General features: G+C 63.0%; 19 protein-coding genes. 11 read left to right on the top strand and 8 right to left on the bottom strand.

The features are described 5' to 3' along the window. Positions 1-40: 40 nt before the first annotated feature. From pstC to hutG, 4 genes are all read right to left on the bottom strand, one after another. Positions 41-1423 (bottom strand): phosphate ABC transporter permease subunit PstC, encoded by a 1383-nt coding sequence (gene pstC / locus AC1RRE_RS07940; RefSeq protein WP_492980581.1) that lies wholly within the window; start codon positions 1421-1423, stop codon positions 41-43. Between the two features lie 89 nt (positions 1424-1512). After that, positions 1513-2568, bottom strand: a complete 1056-nt coding sequence (locus AC1RRE_RS07935) for a PstS family phosphate ABC transporter substrate-binding protein (RefSeq protein WP_492980580.1) — start codon at positions 2566-2568, stop codon at positions 1513-1515. 161 nt (positions 2569-2729) lie between these two features. Further along, entirely contained in the window at positions 2730-3446 is a 717-nt protein-coding gene (locus tag AC1RRE_RS07930; RefSeq protein WP_492981338.1) for an ATP-binding protein, read from the bottom strand. 698 nt (positions 3447-4144) lie between these two features. Beyond that, positions 4145-4951, bottom strand: a complete 807-nt coding sequence (gene hutG, locus AC1RRE_RS07925) for an N-formylglutamate deformylase (protein WP_492980579.1) — start codon at positions 4949-4951, stop codon at positions 4145-4147. Between the two features lie 206 nt (positions 4952-5157). Between hutG and AC1RRE_RS07920 the strand changes: the two genes are divergently transcribed. Further along, positions 5158-5814: a TerC family protein gene (locus AC1RRE_RS07920; protein ID WP_492980578.1), complete on the top strand. Its 657-nt coding sequence runs from the start codon at positions 5158-5160 to the stop codon at positions 5812-5814. Positions 5815-5880: 66 nt separating this feature from the next. Here the strand turns inward: AC1RRE_RS07920 and AC1RRE_RS07915 are convergent, their stop codons facing one another. Together AC1RRE_RS07915 and hrpB are read right to left on the bottom strand one after the other, a co-directional pair. Continuing rightward, positions 5881-6891, bottom strand: a complete 1011-nt coding sequence (locus tag AC1RRE_RS07915; protein WP_492980577.1) for a response regulator — start codon at positions 6889-6891, stop codon at positions 5881-5883. 95 nt (positions 6892-6986) lie between these two features. Then, complete coding sequence (gene hrpB, locus AC1RRE_RS07910) at positions 6987-9521, bottom strand: ATP-dependent helicase HrpB (protein WP_492980576.1); 2535 nt, start codon at positions 9519-9521, stop codon at positions 6987-6989. A gap of 90 nt (positions 9522-9611) precedes the next feature. Between hrpB and AC1RRE_RS07905 the strand changes: the two genes are divergently transcribed. The 6 genes from AC1RRE_RS07905 (at position 9612) to AC1RRE_RS07880 (ending at position 15302) form a co-directional block, all read left to right on the top strand. Continuing rightward, the gene (locus AC1RRE_RS07905; RefSeq protein ID WP_492980575.1) at positions 9612-10520 is read left to right on the top strand and encodes a DMT family transporter; all 909 of its coding nucleotides are present in this window, start codon (positions 9612-9614) and stop codon (positions 10518-10520) included. A 138-nt stretch (positions 10521-10658) separates the two neighbouring features. Then, a complete protein-coding gene (locus tag AC1RRE_RS07900; RefSeq protein WP_492980574.1) occupies positions 10659-11420 on the top strand; it encodes an ABC transporter ATP-binding protein in 762 nt (253 codons plus the stop codon). Beyond that, on the top strand, positions 11407-12111 hold the full coding sequence (locus AC1RRE_RS07895; RefSeq protein ID WP_492980573.1) for an ABC transporter ATP-binding protein: 705 nt from the start codon (positions 11407-11409) through the stop codon (positions 12109-12111). Before AC1RRE_RS07900 ends, AC1RRE_RS07895 begins: the two co-directional genes overlap by 14 nt. 27 nt (positions 12112-12138) lie before the next feature. Beyond that, positions 12139-13350, top strand: coding sequence for an ABC transporter substrate-binding protein (locus tag AC1RRE_RS07890; protein ID WP_492980572.1), 1212 nt, complete (start codon positions 12139-12141; stop codon positions 13348-13350). A gap of 74 nt (positions 13351-13424) precedes the next feature. Then, positions 13425-14306 (top strand): branched-chain amino acid ABC transporter permease, encoded by an 882-nt coding sequence (locus AC1RRE_RS07885; protein ID WP_492980571.1) that lies wholly within the window; start codon positions 13425-13427, stop codon positions 14304-14306. A 12-nt stretch (positions 14307-14318) separates the two neighbouring features. Then, entirely contained in the window at positions 14319-15302 is a 984-nt protein-coding gene (locus tag AC1RRE_RS07880; protein WP_492980570.1) for a branched-chain amino acid ABC transporter permease, read from the top strand. A 72-nt stretch (positions 15303-15374) separates the two neighbouring features. Here the strand turns inward: AC1RRE_RS07880 and rfbA are convergent, their stop codons facing one another. Then, positions 15375-16250, bottom strand: a complete 876-nt coding sequence (rfbA, locus tag AC1RRE_RS07875) for a glucose-1-phosphate thymidylyltransferase RfbA (protein ID WP_492980569.1) — start codon at positions 16248-16250, stop codon at positions 15375-15377. 15 nt (positions 16251-16265) lie between these two features. Further along, positions 16266-17318 carry a dTDP-glucose 4,6-dehydratase gene (gene rfbB / locus AC1RRE_RS07870; RefSeq protein WP_492980568.1) on the bottom strand — a complete coding sequence of 351 codons (1053 nt, stop codon included), beginning with the start codon at positions 17316-17318 and terminating at the stop codon, positions 16266-16268. Between the two features lie 126 nt (positions 17319-17444). Here rfbB and uvrB point away from each other — a divergent pair, with 126 nt between their 5' ends. The 4 genes from uvrB to uvrC all read left to right on the top strand — a co-directional run bounded on the left by uvrB (position 17445) and on the right by uvrC (position 23120). After that, entirely contained in the window at positions 17445-19682 is a 2238-nt protein-coding gene (gene uvrB, locus AC1RRE_RS07865; protein ID WP_492980567.1) for an excinuclease ABC subunit UvrB, read from the top strand. Further along, positions 19682-20473 (top strand): SDR family oxidoreductase, encoded by a 792-nt coding sequence (locus tag AC1RRE_RS07860; protein WP_492980566.1) that lies wholly within the window; start codon positions 19682-19684, stop codon positions 20471-20473. The genes uvrB and AC1RRE_RS07860 overlap by 1 nt, the downstream gene beginning before the upstream one ends. Before the next feature lies 1 nt (position 20474). Next, positions 20475-20903: a dihydroneopterin aldolase gene (gene folB, locus AC1RRE_RS07855; protein ID WP_492980565.1), complete on the top strand. Its 429-nt coding sequence runs from the start codon at positions 20475-20477 to the stop codon at positions 20901-20903. 324 nt (positions 20904-21227) lie between these two features. Further along, on the top strand, positions 21228-23120 hold the full coding sequence (gene uvrC / locus AC1RRE_RS07850) for an excinuclease ABC subunit UvrC (RefSeq protein WP_492980564.1): 1893 nt from the start codon (positions 21228-21230) through the stop codon (positions 23118-23120). The last annotated feature ends 52 nt before the right edge of the window (positions 23121-23172 follow it).

Raw genomic sequence — 23172 nt, 5'->3', positions numbered from 1 at the left:
GGTGGTCAGATCCCGGTTCGGAGCGGTGTCGGCAAGAATATCAGTCATATTGCTCTCGGTATTTCTTGACGATGCGCAGGGCAACGATGTTGAGGCTGAGCGTGACGATGAACAGCACGAGGCCAAGGGCGAAGGCCGCCAGCGTCTTCGGGCTGTCGAACTCCTGGTCGCCAACCAGCAGCGACGCGATATGGACGGTCACGGTGGTCACCGCCGCCAGCGGGTTGGCAGTCAGGTTGGCCGCCAGACCGGCGGCCATCACCACGATCATGGTTTCGCCCAGCGCACGGCTGAAGGCGAGGATGATGGAGGCGGCGATGCCGGGCAGTGCGGCCGGCAGGATCACGCGCTTGATGGTTTCCGACTTGGTGGCGCCAAGGCCGAATGAACCATCGCGCAGGCTCTGCGGTACGGCATTGATCACGTCATCGGACAGCGACGACACGAAGGGAATGATCATGATGCCCATGACCAGGCCGGCAGCCAGCGCGGATTGCGAGGCGACGGCCAGGCCGATGCTTTCACCGGCCTCGCGGATGAATGGCGCAACCGTCAGCGCGGCGAAGAACCCGTAGACCACGGTCGGGATGCCGGCCAGAACTTCCAACGCGGGCTTGGCAAAGGCGCGCACCTTCGGTGCGGCGTATTCCGCCATGTAAACGGCGGCCATCAGGCCGACCGGCACAGCGACGATCATCGCGATGGCAGCGATCAGCAGCGTACCGGCAAACAGCGGCACGGCGCCAAAGGCACCCGAGGAGCCAACCTGATCGGCGCGGATCGCCATCTGCGGCGACCAGGTGAGGCCGAACAGGAATTCCATCGGATTGACGGCGGCGAAGAAGCGCAGCGCCTCGAAGACCAGCGACAGCACGATGCCGATGGTGGTCATGACCGCGAGCGTGGAACTAATGATCAGCAGGATATTGGCGACCTGCTCGACCCGGTTGCGTGCCCGGAAATCGGCGGTGATGCGGCTGCGGCCATACAGCAGGCCACTGACGCCCAGCGCCAGCACGATCACCCACAGAGCGGTCGTGCCGATCTGGCGCAGGCTGATGTAATGCTCCACCACCGGGCGGATGGTTGCATCAGCCTTGTCGAGCGGGATGTTGCCATAAGCCATGTTGCGGATGTCGGAAATAACCAGGCCGAGTTGGTCGGCCGGCAGGCGACGGATGGTTTCCGGCAATTCGGAGATCACAAGCTGGCGCACCAGCGCATCTTCGAAGGAAATCCAGATGCCGAACAGCAGCAGCGCCGGCAGGCCGCACCAGACCACGACATACCAGCCATAGAACATAGGCAGGGAGTGCAGGTTGCGGATCTTGTCCCCGGCGGAAACCAGCGCGCGGGACTTACCGAGGTGGTAGCCGACGATCGTCAGTCCGAGAAGAACCAGTAACAGCAGCGGCAGTGACATCGTCTTCCCCGGGGCATATGCGGCGTAATCGAAAACGGAACGTCGTGAAAAAGTCCCGGCGGCCGGTCACCCGGCCGCCGGAGCCGTTCTTACATAGCCAGGTTGGTCAGGCCGGTGACCTGCGAGCGGACTGAGTCCAGCTCCTTCTTCGGCATGGCAACCAGGCCCTTCTTCTCCAGGTAGCCGCCCTGCGCCATAGCGCGGTCGCTGACATACTCGGCGAGGAATTCCTTGATGCCCGGCACGACGCCGATATGGGCCTTCTTCGCATAGACGAAGAGCGGACGCGACACCGGATACTTGCCATCGGAGATGGTTTCGAAGGTGGCTTCCACGCCGTCCACCTTGGCGCCCTGCAGCTTGTCCATGTTCTCTTCGAGGAAGGAGAAGCCGAACACGCCCATCAGGCCCTGCTGGCCCGAGGCCAGACGCTGGACGATCAGGTTGTCGTTTTCACCGGCTTCGATGAAGGCACCGTCTTCACGGATCTTGCCGCAGGCGGTGGCCTTGGCCTTGGCGTCGGCAATGGCGTTCACTTCCGGGAACTTCTTGCAGCCGACATCCATCACCAGCTCGACGAAACTGTCGCGGGTGCCCGAGGTGGGCGGCGGACCCATCACTTCGATCTTCCAATCCGGCAGGCTGGCATTGACCTGCTTCCAGGTCTTGTAGGGATTGGCGGCAAGCTGGCCGTTCACCGGCACCTGCGCGGCGAGCGCCAGCCAGATGTCTTCACGCTTCAGATCGACGGCGGTCGAGCCCTTCTTGAGGGCGACGGCGATGCCATCGAAGCCGACCTTCATCTCGACGATGTCCTTCACGCCGGCAGTGGCGCAGGCTTCGAACTCGGCCTTGGTCATGCGACGCGAGGCATTGGTCATGTCGGGGTGCTGGGTGCCGACGCCGCCGCAGAACAGCTTCATGCCGCCGCCGGTGCCGGTGCTCTCAACGATCGGGGCCTTGAAGCCGCCGGTCTGGGCAAAACGCTCGGCCACCGTGGTGGTGAAGGGATAAACGGTCGACGAGCCGACAATGCGGATCTGGTCGCGCGCCTGCTGCGCAGCGACCGGTTCAGCCAGACCGAGCGACGCCACAGCGGCCAAGCCGGCGAAAAGGAGAGCCTTGTTGATCACGGTATACCTCATCGTGGTTTCCTCTGACGCACCGGATGTGCGCCGGGTGGCGGGAACGCCTGACTTGCGCTCCCAACCGGACGAGGGGGTGACAGTGTCTCGACCGGCGCCGCCACTCGTAGGGTGACCCGGTGACATGGATATTTCAGTTGTATGTCACTGATATGACAACGCTAGACCGTCTCAGCGGTTGTCTCGATTATATCGGGAACGTTCGGCATACGAATAATGAACTCGCTGCCCTGGCCGAGCTCGGATTCAATGACAAGCCGGCCCCGATGGCGGTTCACGATGTGCTTCACGATGGCCAGGCCAAGGCCCGTTCCACCCAAATCCCGGCTGCGTGCCGAGTCGACCCGGTAGAATCGCTCGGTCAGGCGTGGCAGGTGTTCGCGCGGGATGCCCTCGCCCTGATCGCGAATCCCGACCTCCTGCCCCTCGCCCGTCGTCACCGGCCCAAGCCGCACGGTCACCGTGCTTTCGGCCCGGCCGTATTTGATGGCGTTGTCGATCAGGTTCTGGAACACCTGCATCAGCTCGTCGCGGGCACCGCGCACCGGCGGCAGGCGGTCGTCCAGCGACAGCGCAATCTGGATTCTCTTGGCCTTGGCCTGCGGTTCCAGCGCGGCGGCAGCGTCGCGCAGCAGCGGCGCCAGCGCCACCGGTTCCGATGGATGGTCGTGCTCGCGCATCTCGATCTGCGACAGCGACAGCAAATCCTGGATCAACCGCGACATGCGACCGGCCTGGTCGCGCATGATGCCGAGGAAGCGTATCCGCGCCGGCTCGTCATCCTTGGCGGGCCCCTGCAGGGTCTCGATGAATCCCACCAGCGAGGCCAGCGGCGTGCGCAGCTCGTGACTGGCATTGGCGACGAAATCGGCGCGCATCTTCTCAGCCTTGCGTAAGGCCGTCAGATCATGCAGCGCCAGCACGGCCACCGTATCTTCGCGGGCCGCCGGCAAGGCCACGACACGCAGGGAGAAGCTGCGGCTGTCCGGGACCGGCAGGGTCAGGTCGACGGCGCTCATGCCGGTTTCGCCGCTCAGGACTTCATCGGCAGCCTGCAGCACGGTGGGATGGCGTAGCGCTGCCGTCAGATCGTTGCCGACAATGTCATTGCCGAAGAATTTGCGGGCGGCAAAATTGGCGCGCGCAATCGTGCGCGTGCCATCCAGCAGCAGCACCGGATCGGGCAGCGCGTTGAGGATCGCATCCGCCGTGGTGCTCTGCAGCGCGATCTGGCCTTTTTCATCCAGCAGCGTATTGCGCAGACGCTCCACCGTCACGCCCAGTTCACCGATCATGGTCAAAGCGCCCCAGTCGCTGCTGGTGCGGCTTTCCACACCAGCAATCTCGTCGGTGCTGCGCAGCACGCGCCAGGCGACCAGCGTGTGCCACCCGGCGAAGACAGCGACGATGCCTAACAATGCAGCCAACAGGCTCCAGGCTGCTCGCGGGGTCAGCGCGCCACCCAGCCAGGCCAGTATGACCACGACCGCAATCGGCAGACCGAGCATCAGGAACAGTGCGAACCAGCGCGTCAGCGGGTATCGCATCTTGGGCAGGGTCTTTTCGCCAGTCTCGCTCATGCAGAAGGTCGCCACTGCAGCAGTGCATCCACCAGACGTCGCAGCACGGCTGCCAGAGGCGCAGCGCGCTGGACATCCCAGTGTTCCAGGTTTGCCTCATCCATATAGCAGCTTTGTGCCATTTCCAGCTGCAGAGTATGCACGCCATCGGACGGCTGGCCGTAATGACGGGTAATATAGCCACCCTTGAAACGACCATTATGGATATGCGTGAAGCCTTCGGACTGACTCAGCACACCATAGGCAACCGCAGCCAGGTCAGGCTCACAGCTGCGGCCTTCGTTCGTCCCGAGATTGAGATCAGGCAACTTGCCCTGGAAGAAACGCGGCGCCTCCGAAACGATGCTGTGGCCATCCAGCAGAATGGCATAGCCGTGACGTTTGCGGATAATGTCCAGCTCGGCAGCAAGACGCTCGTGATAGGGGCGCCAATAGGTATCGGCACGTGCCGCGATCTCGCCTGCGGCCGGCGCTTCGCCATCACGATACAGCGGCATGCCGTCGAACCCTCCGGTCGGACAGAGTTCTGTATTGTCGGCGCCTGGATACAGCGCGCGACCGGCGGGATCGCGATTGAGATCGACCACATAGCGCGAATGCGTGGCGACCATCAGACCAACGCCCGCCGCAGGTGCGAAGTCATAGAGCTTCTCGACATGCCAGTCGGTATCGGCCAACCGCGCAGCATGCGGCGTCAGCCGTTCAGCAAGGCCCGGACTTAAGCCCAGGCCGGCATGCGGAATATTCACCAGCAGCGGGCTGCGGCCAGGCGACAGAGTGAACAGGGCAGCATCAGTGGTCATGGCCAGCAATCAGGTCAAACAACGAGGCGTCATAGGTAGCAAAGAGCCCGACAAGCGCAAGTTGCCAGCGCCTGCATAAAATTCCCATAAAAAATAAAATCTTCATAAACAAAGTGAGTCGCCCGATACCCTGCATTCCGGTTTGCCCCTAGAGTGCCGCCCCGCCGCATCATTAATCTTTATTCCTGACATCAAGGCCCTCTGTGATGGATTTCTCGCTCCTCGGTTTTACGCTCTCTCCCGCCCAGCTCAGCGCCCTCTTCGAAGTCATCATGATCAACATTGTCCTCTCGGGCGACAATGCGATCGTGATCGGTCTGGCCGTTGCTGGCCTGCCCGAAAAGCAGCGTAACCAGGGCATTCTCTGGGGCATCATCGGCGCCACCGTACTCCGTCTGCTTTTCACTGGGATTGCAGTCCAGCTGATGGCCGTCATCGGCCTGATCCTGCTCGGCGGCATCCTGCTCTTCTGGGTTGCCTGGAAGATGTTCTCCGAACTGCGCCATCAGGCTGCGGAAGAGGCCGGTCAAGCCGACGATGCCCCCAAGTCGATGAAGCAGGCAATCATCCAGATCGTCATCGCCGACGTGTCGATGTCACTCGACAACGTGCTGGCTGTTGCCGGCGCCGCCCGCGCCTATCCCTATATCCTCGCCTTCGGCCTGATCCTGTCGATCGCGCTGACGGCAATCGCCTCCAAGGCCATTGCCAAGCTGCTCGATAAGTATCGCATCCTGGGCTACGTCGGTGTCGCCATCATTTGTTATGTCGCTTTCGAGATGGTGTGGGACGGCGGCTTCCAGGTGCTGGCCGCCACCGGCCTGGACGAGACGCTGCACCTGCAGAATCTCAAGCCCCACTAAGCACACACGCACGAATACCCCGATCCGCGCCGTTCCCAGGGACGGCGCGGATTTTTTATGCGCTTTTTACGGTTGGGGAGCGGTTTCGCCTTCGCCTGCCGGCGCTGCCTCGCGTGCCTTGCGGGCGCGGAAGCGATCGATAGCCGAGGCGACTTCGCCGGCCAGTATCGAGGCATCCTGGTCGGGATTGAAAAAGACCAGCACGGCATCCGACAGGCTTTTCAGCAGGTCGAAGGATTTCTTCCAGTCCGCGGCAAAAGCGAAGGCCTCGCCCTGCTCCGCCATTTGCCGCGCCGGCACCAGCAGGCGGTCGCAAATCTGCGCGACCGACGCCAGGGCGCTATTGCCGACCCGACGCTGGATCTCCTCGGCCGAGACGATCAGATCGCGCAGCATGGTCAGAGTTTCCGGCGTCGGCGGCGTTTCCGCCTTGTAGAGCGGCACAATCTGCTCCGCGACGAATGAGATGCGGAAAGCCGAGGCGCGCAGGCGCTGCTGGTTGATCTCCTCATTGGCGGCCATGATGCCCTGCTGCAGCAGCTTGGCATCGATGGGTTCACCGGTCAGCTTGGCGCGCATGGGATTGGGCACGGCAATCAGCGGCACGGTGCTGTCGCGCCGGGCGTCCGCCTTGCGCCGGTCAGGCCCGATGTAATCCGAGGTGACGACGAAGGGCTTGCGGTTCATGCCGACGGTCTCGATCCGGTCGAGCAGCGCTTTGGTGGACAGCGGCTTGATCAGCAGATCGTCGGCACCGGAGTCGACGATCCGGCGCACCATGGCATGTTCGGCTTCCCAGGTGGTGAGGATGACCGGCAGATAGGGATTGATGCCGTTGAGCCGACCCTGACGCAGATCGCTGACCAGCTGGACGGCATTACCGCCGGGCAAGCTGACATCCATGAACACCAGATCGGGCTGCGCCACGGCGATCAGATCGGCGAAGCCCTCCAGGTTGTCGAATTCGCGGAGACTTGTGTAGCCGGCTCCGATCAGCGCCTGCCGGTACAGCGAACGTGTACCCTGCGCCGGATCGCCGTAAAGTATGCGTACATCATTGCGGCGCTCGGAAGCCATGCCCCGACTCTACGGAGGGAGCATGACAACAACAAGAGACAGTTCGTTGCCGCCAGACACAAATGCAGGGTGTTCGATTATCGCAGCCTGCCGGTTCAGCGCTGACGCGGCTTTGCCCTCGTGGTCGGCTGCGCCGCCAGCGGGTTTTCCGGCCAGTCGTGTTTCGGGTATTGGCCACGCATCTCTGCCCGCACAGCGCGATAGCTCGACTGCCAGAAACGGGCCAGATCGCTCGTGACCTGCAATGGCCGGCGCGCCGGCGACAGCAAATGCAGCAGCAGCCTGACCTTGCCGCCCGCCACGGCCGGCGTATCGGCATAGCCGAACATCTCCTGCAGCCGCACCGCCAGGACCGGCACGTCACCGGATGCATAGTCCAGCGGGATATTGGAACCCGATGGCACGCGCCAATGGGTCGGCGTCTCGGCATCGAGCAGCTTCTGCTGCGCATAATCCAGCTGCCCGGTCAGCGCCGCATGCAGATCAATACTCGATAACTGAGACAGTTTGGTGATGCCGTCCAGATAAGGCGCAAGCCAGTCGTCCAGCCGTTCGCCTAGCGCCGCATCGCTCATATCGGGCCATTCGGCTGCCTTGGGCAGATGCGTCCGCAACAGCGCAACGCGCGCCTGCCATTGCCGCAATCCATCGGTCCAGGGCAGTGTCGCCGCGATGCCTTTCTTGCGGATCGCCTCCAGCACCGCAGTCCGGATGGCATCGGCGGGAGGGTCGCGCAGTGGTTTTTCCCGCAGCACCAAGGCGCCGATCCGTCGTTGCTGACGCGCCAGCACGGCTTCGCTGCGGTCGTCCCATTCAACATGCTCGCGTGTCGTGATGGCGGCGGCGAACTGCGTTTCGATCTCTGCCTCGCTTAAAGGCGCGGCCAGAAAAACCCGCGCATCGGCCTGCGCTCCGTCGACTTCGGCGATGGCGAGATAATCCTGGCTGCTCAGGGCATCCAGCGCATCGAGCTTGGCACCACGACCGCCGCTGAGCAAGAAGCTGCCCGGTGCACGTCGCTTGGCGATGCGGTCAGGATAGGCCAGCGCCACCAGAATGCCCGCCTCTTCCACCGATCCGGCATGCGGCGTCGCCTTGATCTGGCGTCGCCAGTCGCCGGCCAGCTTGCGGATCTGGCGCACGGCATTCATGTCGACGCGCAGGCCGTGCGGCGTCGTATCGCGTTCTGACTCGCCGGCGACGATCTCCAGCCGCCAGCGCAGATCGGCGTCGCGCGGTGCACCCTTGGGTACCTTGGCGATATCGCGTTCGCCCAGCAGAGCCGCCAGCGCGCAGGCCAAACCGCCCAATCCCATCTCGTTGCCGTGGATCACCATATGAGCCAGTCGCGGATGCAGCGGCAGATCGGCCATCGCCCGGCCATGCGGCGTGATCGCGCCATCGACAGCCAGCGCGCCCAGGTCCTGCAGCAGGCTTTGCGCATAGCGCATCGCTGCTGCCGGCGGCGCATCCAGCCAAGACAGCGCATTGGCATCGCGCACACCCCAGGCGGCCAGATCGAGCGCCAGCGAGGTCAAGTCGGTGACGGCGATTTCCGGCGCGGTGAATCTGGCCAGCCCGCCATGCGCCGCTTCGGCCCAGAGGCGATAGGCGATGCCGGGGCCAAGGCGACCGGCGCGGCCGCGACGCTGGTCGGCCGAGGCCTGACTGACGCGCAGCGTTTCCAGCTTTGCCATGCCAGTACTGGGCGAAAAGCGCGGCTGCCGCATGTAGCCGCTGTCGACCACCACGCGCACGCCTTCGATGGTGAGCGAGCTTTCTGCAATCGATGTCGACAGCACGATCTTGCGCTGACCGGCGGGGCTGGGCTGCAGCGCCAGGTCCTGCTGCGTGCCGGACAGATCGCCATAGAGCGGATGCACCTGCACGCCGGCCGGCAGCCGGCTGTCGCCGAGCTGCATTTCGACGCGGCGAATCTCGGCCATGCCGGGCAGGAATACCAGGATGTCGCCCTGGGTTTCATCCAGCGCCTGCCGCACAGTATCGGTAACAGCCGCATCCAGACGGGCCTGCGCCGCCATCGGGCGCCAGCGCGTTTCGACCGGATAACTCTGGCCCTCACCCGTCACCACCGGGCAATCGCCCATCAGGCGGGCAAACGGCGCCGCATCCAGCGTAGCCGACATGGCGATGAGCTTGAGATCGGGCCGCAGCGCCGCCTGCGCCTCCAGGCAGAGTGCCAGCGCCACATCGGATTCCAGACCACGCTCGTGACATTCATCGAACAGCACGGCGCTGATGCCCTGCAATTCGGGATCGCGCTGCAGGCGGCGCAGGAAGACGCCATCGGTGTTCAGCTCCAGCCGTGTTTTCGGTCCGACCTTGCTGTCGAGCCTGACGCGATAACCGACGGTATCGCCCACCGCCTCGCCCAGCAGATCGGCCATCCGTTTGGCCGCCATGCGTGCAGCCAGCCGGCGCGGCTCCAGCACGATGATGCGGCCCTTCTGCGACCAACTCTCATCCAGCAGCGCCAGCGGCAGCACCGTGGTCTTGCCCGATCCCGGCGGCGCCTGCACCACCAGATTGGCCGACTGTGTCAAAGCCGCACAAACAGCGGGCAGTACGGCCTGGATCGGCAGCGCATGAGAGAGTTGCGTTTTTTGCAATGTTCGCGAGTCCGACAACCTGAAATATTAATATTTTAGCGCTACACAGAGCAGATGTCCGAAGTTCCTGTCGTCACACCGGCCCCCGCCATGTCCCCGTTGCTCAAAGCCATGGCGATGATGATCGGCTCGACGCTGTGCTTTGTCGCCATGCATGCCTTGGTCGCCAAGGTGTCGCAAGGCCTGCCCCCCATCGAAGTGGCGTTTTTCCGCAACCTGTTCGGCTTTGTGGTGCTGTTCCCCGCGATCGCCCGCAGCCGGTTTCGCGCTTTTAAAACCACCAAGATCCATCTGCATGCCGTGCGTGGTGCGCTGAACAGCACATCCATGATGATGTTCTTCACTGCGCTGGCGATCACGCCGCTGGCCGAAGCCACGGCGCTGTCCTATACCGCGCCGCTGTTCATGACTGTCGGCGCGGTACTGATCCTGGGTGAAACGCTGCGCGCCCGCCGCATCGCCGCCCTGGTGATCGGCTTCGTCGGCGCCCTGATCGTGATGCGGCCGGGCTTTGTGCCGATCGGCCTCGGCCCGCTGCTGGTGCTGGGCTCGACCGTGCTCTGGGCCGGCTCGATGATCGACATCAAGATTCTGGCCCGCACCGATTCCAGCCTGACCATCGCCACCTACATGGTGGTCTTCCTGATACCGATCACTTTTGTGGCAGCACTGTTCGTCTGGCAGTGGCCGACCATGGACCAGTTGCTGCTGCTGTTCATCCTCGGCGCCTGCGGCTCGGCCGGTCACATGCTGTTTACCGAGGCCTTCAAGTATGGCGATACAACCATGCTGATGCCCCTGGATTTCACCAAGCTGATCTGGGCGGCCATGGTCGGCTTCATTTTCTTCGGCCAGGTGCCTGATATGTGGACTTGGATCGGCGGCGCCGTGATCTTCGGGTCTGCAACCTACATTACCTATCGCGAGCACCAACTGGCCCGCCGGGCCGCCCGGGAAGCAGCCAATAGCCCTGCAGAACCCGACCTGGCGCGAAGTTAGGCATAAAATTTCTTAATTTCCCTCGCAACGCTTTGCACGCCCGAGACTATTTACAATCGGGGGGGAATCCCGTTTGATTTGCACCGCGTCCGGAAGACCGGCCGTCAGGGAGCAAAAACCAAACGAGCGTTCGGGATAATGGCCGACGACTACATTCTTGCGACTTCAGGTCTGACCAAGGAATTTGCCGGCTTTATTGCTGTCAAGGACGTCAACCTGCGTGTGAAGCGCCACACCATTCATGCTCTCATCGGCCCGAACGGTGCTGGTAAGACCACCTTCTTCAACCTGCTGACCAAGTTCCTGCCGCCCAGTCGCGGCACGATCACCTACAACGGTCGCGACATCACAGCGGAAAAGCCGGCGGACATCGCCCGCGGCGGCATGGTGCGCTCATTCCAGATCTCGGCGGTGTTCCCGCATCTGAGCCTGCTGGAAAACGTGCGCATCGCCCTGCAGCGTCCGCTGGGTACCAGCTTCCATTTCTGGAAGTCGGAAAGCAGCCTGAACGCGCTGAACGAGCGCGCCGAGGAGCTGCTGACTGCCGTCGGCCTGATCGAATACCGTCGCCACACGGCCGTGGAGCTTCCCTATGGCCGCAAGCGCGCGCTGGAAATCGCCACGACGCTGGCGCTCGATCCGGAAATGATGCTGCTGGACGAGCCGATGGCCGGCATGGGCCACGAGGACATCAACAAGATTTCCGACCTGATCAAGAAGGTCTCGGCCAACCGCACCGTGCTGATGGTCGAGCATAACCTGAGTGTGGTCGCCAAGCTGTCCGACACCATCACGGTGCTGCGCCGTGGTGAAATCCTCGCCGAAGGCAACTACGAGACCGTGTCGAAGAACCCGGAAGTCATCGAAGCGTATATGGGGACCGGCCATGCACAAGGCTGAACTGGCCGTATCCGACCTGAATGCCTGGTATGGCGAGAGCCATATCCTGCACGGCATGCAGTTCGAGGTGAACAAGGGCGAAGTCGTCACCCTGCTGGGCCGCAACGGCGCCGGCAAGACCACGACGATGAAGGCCGTCATGGGCATGATCGCCAGCCGCAAGGGCTCGGTGCAGTTCGAAGGCCAGGAGCTGATTCAGCTGCCGTCGAACAAGATCGCCAAGATGGGCATGGCCTTCTGCCCCGAAGAGCGCGGCATCTTCTCCTCGCTCAATGTCTACGAGAACCTGACGCTGCCGCCGATCGTCAAGAACGGTGGCATGAGCCTGGATGAAATCTATCAGATCTTCCCGAATCTGAAGGAACGCTTGAAAAGCCAGGGCACCAAGCTGTCTGGCGGTGAGCAGCAGATGCTGGCCATCGGCCGTATCCTGCGCACGGGCGCGAACTTCCTGCTGCTGGACGAGCCGACCGAGGGTCTGGCCCCCGTCATCGTGCAGCAGATTGGCGCCATGATCCGTCTGCTGAAGCAGAAGGGTTACACGATCCTGCTGGTAGAACAGAATTTCCGCTTCGCCAGCACCGTGGCTGATCGCCACTACGTCGTCGAGCACGGCAAGGTCATCGACATGATCCCGAATGATCAGGTCGCAAGCTCGACCAAAAAGCTTGAAACATATCTCGGTGTTTAACAGGCAGGTTTAACCAAGGAGGAAACGATGCGTTTAAAGACATTGGCTGTTTCTGCGGCAGCATTGCTGGCCGCCGGCAGCGCCCACGCCCAGTTTACCGACGGCGTGATCAAGATCGGCGTCCTGAACGACCAGTCCGGCCTCTATGCCGATCTGTCGGGCCAGGGTTCGGTCTGGGCCGCCCGCAAGGCGGTTGAAGATTTCGGTGCCGCCGCCAAGGGCCTGAAGGTCGAGGTGGTCTTCGCCGATCACCAGAACAAGCCCGACATCGGCTCGAACATTGTCCGCCAGTGGTATGACGTCGACAAGGTCGATGTTGTTGCCGACGTCCCGACCTCGTCGGTGGCGCTGGCCGTCAACCAGATCAGCCGCGAGAAGAACAAGGTCTTCCTCGGTTCGGGCCCGGCCTCGTCGGATCTGACCGGCAAGGCCTGCTCGCCCAACACCGTGCACTGGACCTATGACACCTGGGCTCTGGCGAACGGCACCGGCAAGGCCCTGGTGAAGACCGGCGGCGACAGCTGGTTCTTCCTCACCGCCGATTACGCTTTCGGTCACGCTCTCGAGCGTGACACCAGCGAACTGGTGAAGAATACCGGCGGCAAGGTTCTCGGCGCCGTGCGTCACCCCTTCCCGGGCACCGACTTCTCGTCCTTCCTCCTGCAGGCGCAGGCTTCGAAGGCGAAGGTCATCGGCCTGGCCAATGCGGGCGGCGACACCATCAACTCGATCAAGCAGGCGGCTGAATTCGGCATCACCGAAGGCGGCCAGAAGCTGGCGGCGATGCTGATGTTCATCACCGACGTGCATGCGCTGGGCCTCAAGACCGCCCAGGGCCTGACCTTCACCGAAGCCTGGTACTGGGATCTGAACGACACCAACCGCGCCTTCGCCAAGGAATTCGCTGCGGCGAACAAGGGTAACTACCCGTCCATGGTGCAGGCCGGCGTGTATTCGTCGGTTATCCATTACCTGAAGGCCGTGGAAGCGATGAAGAGCGACGCTGACGGCGCCAAGGTTGTGGCCAAGATGAAGGAACTGCCGACCGACGATAAGCTGTTCGGCAAGGGCAGCATCCGCGTCGACGGTCGTCACATCCATCCGATGTACCTCTTCGAAGCCAAGAAGCCTTCGGAGTCGAAGGGTGCGTGGGATTACGTGCATCTGCGCGCCACCATCCCGGCCGAAGAAGCCTTCCGTCCGCTCAAGGACGGTGGCTGCGAGCTGGTGAAGAGCTAAGTCAGTAAGTCTACGGGGCGCCGGCCGGGCAGGCCGGCCGGCGCTTCCGCCTTTATTCTCTCGGGGGACACTGCATGTTCGAGTTGTTGGGCATCGCGCCGCAAATGCTGTTCGGCCAGCTTCTGCTGGGCCTGATCAACGGCGCTTTCTATGCCATGATGAGCCTCGGGCTGGCGGTCATCTTCGGCCTGCTGAACGTCATCAATTTCACCCATGGCGCCCAGTACATGATGGGTGCCTTCGCAGCCTGGATGCTGCTCAACTGGCTCGGCATTCCCTATTGGGGCGCCCTGATCCTGGCGCCCGTCATCGTGGCCGCCACCGGCATCCTGCTGGAAAAGCTGTTCCTCAAGCGCCTTTATCATCTTGATCATCTCTATGGCCTGCTGCTGACCTTCGGTCTGGCGTTGATGATCGAGGGCTTCTTCCGCAAGCAGTTCGGCTCGTCGGGCCTGCCCTATGCCAACCCGCTGCCCGGCGGCATGCGCCTCGACTTCATGTTCCTGCCCAATTACCGCGCCTGGGTCGTGGTCGCCTCGTTGGTGATCTGCTTCGGCACCTGGTTCATGATCGAGCGGACCAAGCTGGGCTCCTACCTGCGCGCCGCCACCGAGCGGCCCGATCTGGTGCAGGCCTTCGGCATCAACGTGCCGCGCATGATCACACTGACCTACGGCTTCGGCGTCGGCCTGGCCGCGCTGGCCGGCGTGCTCGCCGCGCCCGCCTATAACGTCAGCCCGGTGATGGGCTCGAACCTGATCATCATCGTCTTTGCCGTCGTCGTCATCGGCGGCATGGGCTCGATCCTGGGTGCCATCATCACCGGTTTCGCACTCGGCATCATCGAGGGCCTGACCAAGGTCTTCTATCCCGAAGCCTCCAACACCGTCATCTTCATCATCATGGCCATTGTGCTAATGGTGAAGCCTGCCGGCCTGTTCGGCACCCAGAAGTAAGGGGTCTCTGCCATGTCCACCGCTGCCGCCCCTGTCACGACTACCGTCAAGCCGGGCACCAGTCGCAAGAACCGCGATCTGCTGATCTTTGCCGGTTTCATTGCCGTCGCCCTGGTCGCGCCGGCCGTGGTCTATCCGGTCTTCCTGATGAAGGTGCTGTGCTTCGCGCTGTTCGCGCTCGCCTTCAACCTGCTGATCGGCTATGTCGGCCTGCTCTCGTTCGGCCATGCCATGTTCTTCGGTTTCGCCGCCTATATCAGCGGCCATACCGTCAAGGTGCTGGGCTGGTCGCCCGAACTCGGCATTCTGGCCGCCACCGCCTGCGCCGCGGTGCTCGGTCTTGCCACCGGCCTCCTCGCCATCCGCCGCCAGGGCATCTACTTCGCCATGGTGACCCTGGCGCTCTCGCAGATGGTGTTCTTCTACTGCGTGCAGGCCAAGTTCACCGGCGGCGAAGACGGCATCCAGGCGATCCCGCGCCGCGCCCTGTTCGGCCTGATCGAGACCCGCAACGACTACAGCTTCTACTATGTGGTGCTGGCGATCTTTGCCATCGCCTTCCTGATCATCTGGCGCACCATCCATTCGCCCTTCGGCCAGGTGCTGAAGGCGATCCGCGAGAATGAGCCGCGTGCTATCTCGCTGGGCTATCGCGTCGATCACTACAAGCTGGTCGCCTTCGTGCTCTCGGCCGCGCTGGCCGGTCTGGCCGGCGCCACCAAGGCGCTGGTCTTCCAGCTCGCCTCGCTGACCGACGTCACCTGGCAGATGTCGGGCGAAGTGGTGCTGATGACGCTGGTCGGCGGCATGGGCACCGTGTTCGGACCGATCGTGGGCGCCGCCATCATCATCACCATGCAGAACTACCTCGCCGGCTTCGGCGAATGGGTGCTGGTGATTCAGGGCGCGATCTTCGTGGTGGTCGTGATGGCCTTCCGCAAAGGCATCGTCGGCGAAATCCAGGCCTGGTGGCAGCGCCGGACCGATCAGGCCTGATCACACCGATCTATCGGATAAGAAAAAGCCCGGGTTGATCCCGGGCTTTTTTTATTGGCGCTGCGCAATCTGTTACCGGTCGTTCTGCCGCAGGATCAGCCGCAGATACTCGCCATAGGTATTCTTGCCATAGGTGGCAGCCATCTTCTCGACCTGGGCAGCATCGATATAGCCCTGACGCCAGGCGATCTCTTCCGGCACCGCGATCTTCAGACCCTGGCGTTTTTCCACAGTGGCGATGAAGTTGCCGGCATCGAGCAGGCTGTCGGGCGTGCCGGTATCCAGCCAGGCGAAGCCACGGCCGAACAGTTCGACATTCAGGCTGCCGCGCTCGAGGTAAACGTTGTTGAGATCGGTGATCTCCAGCTCGCCCCGCTTGGATGGCTTGAGCGACGCAGCGATCTCGCAGACCTGCTTGTCGTAGAAATACAGCCCGGTGACAGCCCAGTTGCTGGGAGCGGGATTGGGCTTCTCGATGATCGCCTTGACGTTCTTGTCGGCATTGAGGTCCAGCACGCCATAGCGCTCGGGATCCACCACCCAGTAGCCGAAGACAGTGGCGCCCTCTTTCCGGCTGGCCGCACGTTGCAGGATGGTGCCGAAGCCCTCGCCGTAGAAGATGTTGTCGCCCAACACCAGCGCACAGGGCTCGCCGGCGATGAAGTCGCGACCGATGATGAAGGCCTGCGAGATGCCCTTGGGCTCGGGCTGCACGGCATAGGAGATCGAGACGCCCCACTGGCTGCCATTGCCCAGCAGATTACTGAATGCTTCGGCATCGCGCGGCGTGGTGATGACCAGAATCTCCCGAATGCCGGCCAGCATCAGTGCCGTCAGCGGATAGTAGATCATCGGCTTGTCGTAGATCGGCAGCAGCTGCTTGCTGGTCACCGTGGTCGCCGGATGGAGCCGGCTGCCGGTGCCGCCGGCCAGGATGATGCCCTTCATGATCTGGCTCCCGCTCTATTTCGATCCGAGGCCGATACGGCCGCGGTCATAAGCCTTGCCGGCATCGCGGCACCAGGCGGAATTATCGAGATACCATTGCACGGTGGCAGTCAGCCCGGCCTGCAAATCGTAGCTTGGCTTCCAGCCCAACTCGCGCTCGGCCTTGCTCGGGTCGATGGCATAGCGCGCATCATGCCCTGGACGATCCGTCACATAAGTGATCAGTGAAGCGTAACCTTTGCCGTCCTGGCGCGGCACCAGATTGTCGAGGATGGCGCAGAGCCGGTTGACCAGATCGATATTGCGCTGCTCGCCCTTGGCGCCGACCAGATAGGTCTCGCCGGGACGACCCTTTTCCACGGCCAGCTGCAGCGCGGCTGCATGATCCTCGGCATGGATCCAGTCGCGCACCTGTAGACCCTTGCCATAGATCGGCAGCGGCTTGCCCTCCAGTGCGTTCAGCACGGTCAGCGGGATCAGCTTTTCCGGGAACTGGTAGGGGCCGTAATTGTTGCCGCAGTTGGTGATCAGGATCGGCAGGCCGTACGTGCGGCCGAAGGCGCGTGCCAGATGGTCGGACGAGGCCTTGCTGGCCGCATAGGGGGAATTGGGCTTGTAGGGGCTGTTCTCGTCGAACAGGCCGGTGTCGCCCAGCTCGCCATAGACCTCGTCGGTGGAGACCTGCAGATGACGGAACTGCTGCTTGGCGGTGCCGTCCAGGCCGCGCCAGTGCTCCAGCCCGGCTTCCAGCAGCACCAGGCTGCCATTCACGTTGGTCTCGATGAAGGGTGCGGGGCTGTCGATCGAGCGATCGACATGGCTCTCGGCGGCCAGGTGGTAGACGGCCTCGGGTTTGACCGCGGCATAGATTCGACGGATCGCCGCCCGGTCGCAGATATCGACCTGCTCGAACTGGTGGAGCTCCGGATTCGGCAATTTGGCCAGATTGTCCGGATTGCCGGCATAGGTCAGCTTGTCGATGGTGACGACACGGCGCTTTTGGGCATTCAGGCGGCGGACAAGGGCGGAGCCGATAAAGCCGGCGCCACCGGTGACGATAACGGTCATTGGCGGATCTCCCTATGGAAATGTATACCGGACGGGCTTCCGGCCTGAAAGACTTGGTCAATACCTGACAGCTTCTGACCGATCTGCGGGTTGGCGACGGCCGGCCGGAGCCCCATATTGGCAGCCATGAGCCAGCCCCCCAGCATCCAGCCCTCCGTGACGGAACGGGAAATCGAGGACCCGGATCGCTTTGCCGATGCCAACTTCCCCGATTTCACCCCGCACCGGCCGCCGCGCCCCGACAAGAGCGAGGGCGGCATCGCCTATGACCTGCAAGCCCCCTACGAGCCCAAGGGCGACCAGCCGACCGCCATTGTCGAGCTGACCGAAGGCGTGATGAAGGCGGAACGGGACCAGGTGCTGCTTGGCGTCACTGGGTCGGGCAAGACCTTCACCATGGCGCAGATCATCGCGCGCACCGGCCGGCCGGCCCTGATCCTGGCGCCGAACAAGACGCTGGCGGCACAGCTCTATGGTGAGATGAAGGCCTTCTTCCCCAATAACGCGGTGGAATACTTCGTCTCGTACTACGACTACTACCAGCCTGAAGCCTATGTCGCCCGCAGCGACACCTATATCGAGAAAGACTCGTCGGTAAACGAGCAGATCGACCGCATGCGCCATTCGGCCACGCGCGCGCTGCTAGAACGCGACGACGTCATCATCGTCGCCTCGGTCTCCTGCATCTACGGTATCGGCTCGGTTGAAACCTATTCCGAGATGACGCTGAACCTGAAGGCGGGCGACCGGCTTGATCGCGACACGCTGCTGCGCCGGCTGGTCGATCTGCATTACCGCCGCAACGACACGGCCTTTGCCCGTGGCGCCTTCCGCGTGCGCGGTGACGGCGTGGAAATCTTCCCTTCCCACATGGAGGATCGCGCCTGGCGGCTGTCGCTGTTTGGCGACGAACTGGAAAGCATCGTCGAATTCGATCCGCTGACCGGCCACAAGACCAGCAGCATGGAAGCCGTGAAGCTTTACGCTAACAGCCACTATGTGACGCCGAAGCCGACGCTCAACCAGGCCATCGAGCAGATCAAGATCGACCTGCGCCAGCGGCTGGACCAGCTCAACAAGATGGGTCGCCTGGTGGAGGCCCAGCGCCTGGAACAGCGCACCAGTTTCGATCTGGAAATGATGGTGGCGACCGGCGCCTGCGCCGGCATCGAGAACTATTCGCGCTACCTCACCGGCCGCGGCCCTGGTGCGCCACCGCCGACCCTGTTCGAATACCTGCCCGACAACGCGCTGCTGTTCGTCGATGAAAGCCATGTCACCGTGCCGCAGATCGGCGGCATGTTCCGCGGCGACTTCCGGCGCAAGGCGACGCTGGCCGAATACGGCTTCCGCCTGCCGTCATGCATCGACAATCGCCCGCTGCGCTTCCGCGAGTGGGAACAGCTGCGTCCGCAAAGCATCTTCGTCTCGGCAACGCCGGGCAAATGGGAAATGGAGCGCACCGGCGGCACCTTCTCCGAGCAGGTGATCCGCCCCACCGGCCTGATCGATCCCATCACCGAGATTCGCCCGGTCGAACACCAGGTCGACGACCTGCTGGCCGAATGCAAGGAAATGGTCAAGAAAGGCCATCGCGTGCTGGTCACCACCCTGACCAAGCGCATGTCGGAAGACCTGACCGAATACATGACCGAAGTCGGCCTCAAGGTGCGCTACCTGCATTCCGATATCGAAACGCTGGAGCGCATCGAAATCCTGCGCGACCTGCGGCTCGGCGTGTTCGACATCCTGATCGGCATCAACCTGCTGCGCGAGGGCCTGGATATTCCAGAATGCGCACTGGTTGCCATCCTGGATGCCGACAAGGAAGGCTTCCTGCGGTCGGAGACCTCGTTGATCCAGACCATTGGCCGCGCCGCACGTAACGTGGAAGGCCGCGCCATCCTCTATGCCGACAAGATGACCAACAGCATGCAGCGCGCACTGGCCGAGACCGAACGGCGCCGCATCAAGCAGCAGGCCTATAACGAAGAGCATGGCATCACGCCGGAGAGCGTGCGCAAGCATATCGGCGATATCCTGCAGTCGGTGTATGAACAGGATCACTTCACCGTCGATGCCGGCGACGCCGCCGGCGGCCATCTGGTCGGCAACAACCTGAAGGCCCATCTGGCCGAACTGGAAAAGCGCATGCAGGATGCCGCCGGTAACCTGGAATTCGAGGAAGCTGCGCGCCTGCGTGACGAGATCAAGCGGCTTGAAATGAACGAGCTGGAAATCGGTATCCAGAACCGCAAACCGCTTGGCCTGTCAGAAGAAGCGTCGGCCGCGCCGCGTCCCGCCGGCCGTTCGACCGCCGGCCGTGCCGGCTCGCGTCGCGCCTATCGGGGAAGCAAACGCTGATGACTTCGGTTTCTCCGCTCGCTCCCACCGCGCTGGTCACCGGCGCCGGCCGCCGCATCGGTCGCGCCATCGCGCTGTATCTGGCCGGGCGCGGCTATCATGTCGCCGCCCATTGCAACAGCTCGCGCAAGGATGCTGAAGCGCTGGTCGCCGAGATCATGCGAGCCGGCGGCAAGGCAGCCATCGTGCAGGCCGATCTGGGCGATCATCAGGCCGTCAGCGGTCTTGTCGACCAGACCCGGGGCGCTCTCGGTCCACTCTCGCTGCTGGTCAACAACGCCTCGCTGTTCGAATACGACCATGTCGAGACGGCCACCGAGGCGAGCTGGGACAGCCATCTGGACATCAACCTGAAAGCCCCATTCTTCCTGTCGCAGGCCTTTGCCGCCCAGCTGCCGGACGGCGTGCTCGGCCAGATCGTCAATCTGGTCGACATGCGGGTCTGGCGCCTGACGCCGCATTTTGCCTCCTACACGGTGGCCAAGGCCGGCCTGTGGACCCTGACCCAGACGCTGGCCATGGCGCTGGCCCCCCGCATCCGGGTCAATGCCATCGGCCCCGGCCCGGTCCTGCCCAGCCCGCGCCAGAGCGAGGCGCAATTCCGCAAGCAATGGGAGGGCACCCCGCTCCAGCGGGGGGCCGAACCAGGCGAGATTGCCGCAGCCGTCGGTTTCCTGCTTGACGCCCCGGCCGTCACGGGCCAGATGATCGCCCTGGATGGCGGCCAGCACCTGCCTTGGCAGCAAAGCGGCCGCCCCTTGAGCGGCCAGCCGGGCGAACCGGAGGAGTGACATGACGATCCATGCGCGCGCCCGGGCTGCCTGGGCTGAAATTCCGGTCCCGGCCATCACCGAAGCCAGCCAGCCGGCCCGCCGGGTCTTTGTCCGTGACCTGCTGCTGGACGCCCTGATCGGCATCTACCCGGAAGAACGGACCAAGCCGCAGAAGCTGCTGGTCAATCTGGAACTCTGGGTCGCCGAGACGCCGGGCGAGCCGCCGCGCTCCTATGCCGAAGTGGTCTGCTACGAACAGCTGGTGAAGCGCACCAAGATTCTGCTGGCCGAAGGCCATGTCGATCTGGTGGAAACCCTGGCCGAACGCCTCGCAGCCATCTGCCTGGAAGACGAACGGGTGCTTCGTACGCGCGTGCGGGTGGAAAAGCCTGATGCCATTGCGGAAGCCGCCGGAGTTGGCGTCGAGATCGAGCGCCGGCGCGCCTGAAGCCTTCACGCAGATTCATTACATCTTTGTGTTAGCGCTTGACTCTGCGTGCCATTTCTTGTTGCCGGCCGGGTTATACACAGGCTGCAAAGCATGGCTGAGACACAGTCGCACCGATTCGGTCATCTGTGGATAAATTGCAGAATCCTTGGTTTCTCATAGCATTGGGGATCGCACTCACCCTCGAGGCTTACACCGGAGTTGCCATATAAGGGCAGCGATGCGTCCTTAAGGTTGGGGTTTCCCCACAAATTTATCCACAGGCTTGGGACGCTTTTGTCAACGCCGTGTAATCATTAGGTTTTTGGCAGTATGGTGCGTGGTATGACTGAGCTCGATCCGGTGTCACAGTCGCAACCTGAGGGATTGCTGTCGGTCGAGATCGGCGCCACGGCGATCGCGCGACACCTGCCTAACCTGCCGGCAGGGCCGGGCATCTACCGGATGCTCAACGCCAAAGGCGAGATTCTCTACATCGGCAAGGCGCGCTCGCTGAAGAAGCGCGTGGCCAACTACACCAAGCTGCAGGCGCTCACCATTCGCATCCAGCGCATGGTGCGCCAGGTCTGTGCTGTCGAGGTGACCTCGACCCATACCGAAGCCGAAGCGCTGCTGCTGGAAGCCAACCTGATCCGGCAGATGCAGCCGCCGTTCAACGTGCTGCTGAAGGACGACAAATCCTTCCCCTACATTCTGGTGGCGCGCGACCATCCCTACCCCAGCATCAACAAGCATCGCGGCGCCCGCGACATCAAGGGCGACTATTTCGGACCCTTCGCCTCCACCGGCGCCGTGCATGTGACGCTGAATGCCATTTCCCGGGCTTTTCCGCTGCGCAGCTGCACCGACAGTGAATTCGCGGCCCGCACCCGCCCCTGCCTGCAATACCAGATCAAGCGTTGCACGGCCCCCTGCGTGAAGCGCATCAACGAGGCCGATTACGGCGCCATCGTGAACGAGGCCCGCGACTTCCTGCGTGGCCGCAACCACCAGATTCTGGATACCTGGAAGGTCCGCATGCAGCAGGCGGCCGACGAGCGCGACTACGAGGCCGCTGCCGAAATGCGCGACCGCATCCGCGCCCTGGCCCATATCAGTCAGAAGCAGGACATCAATCTCAGCGAGATCGAGGATGCCGACGTGATCGCGGTCCATGCCGAGGGCGGCCAGGTCTGCGTCCAGATTTTCTTCTTCCGCGCCGGCCAGAATTTCGGCAACCGCGCCTATTTTCCTGCTCATACCCGCGACGTGGAGATCAGCGAGATTCTCGACGCTTTCATCGGACAGTTCTACGCCCAGCGCGAAGCACCGCGCCTGATTCTGCTGAGCGATCCGGTGGAGAATGCCGATGTGATCGAAGAAGCGCTCAGCCAGCACAGTCGCCGCAAGGTGGAGCTGCACGTGCCCCAGCGCGGCACCAAGCGCGATCTGGTGCAGGCCGCCGTCACCAATGCGCGCGATGCGCTGCGGCGTCGTCTGGCCGAAGCCGCCTCGCAACAGCAGCTGCTGGCCGGGGTCGCCGACCTGTTCGGTCTGGAAGCGCCGCCACAGCGCATTGAAGTCTACGACAACAGCCACATCATGGGCCGTCATGCCGTCGGCGCGATGATCGTCGCCGGCCCGGAAGGCCTGCGCAAAAACGCCTATCGCAAGTTCAACATCAAGGGCGAGGATGTCGAGCCCGGCGACGACTACGCGATGATGAAGGAAGTACTGGGCCGGCGCTTCAAGCGCTTGCTGAAGGAAGACGCCGAAGACGAAAACGCCGCCGACTGGCCCGATCTGCTGCTGATCGATGGCGGTAAAGGCCAGTTAAGCATTGTGGTGCAGGTCATGCAGGAGCTCGGCGTGGACGTGCCGGTGGTCGGCATCGCCAAGGGCCCCGATCGCAATGCCGGTCGCGAACAGTTCTTCCTGCCCGGCCGCGAGCCCTTCATGCTGGAACCGCGCCATCCGGTGCTGTTCTTCCTGCAGCGCCTGCGCGACGAGGCGCATCGCTTCGCCATCGGCACCCACCGCGCCAAACGCGCCAAAGACCAGGTGAAATCCCCGCTGGACGAGATCGCCGGCATCGGCGCCGCGCGCAAGAAAGCGCTGCTGCTGCATTTCGGCTCGGCCAAGGCGGTCTCGCGCGCGGGCCTGAGCGATCTGGAGGCCGCGCCGGGCGTCAGCAAGGCTGTGGCCAAGAAAGTTTACGATCACTTCCATGGCGGCTGATCGTCCTCCCTGCACCGGTCCGACACTGGTCCGATCTCCCTGCTCATGCGAT

The sequence above is a fragment of the Ferrovibrio sp. GW821-FHT12D07 genome (genome assembly GCF_058807275.1).
Note: the sequence above shows the minus strand (reverse complement) of the source record. Positions and strands in the feature narration are given on the sequence as shown.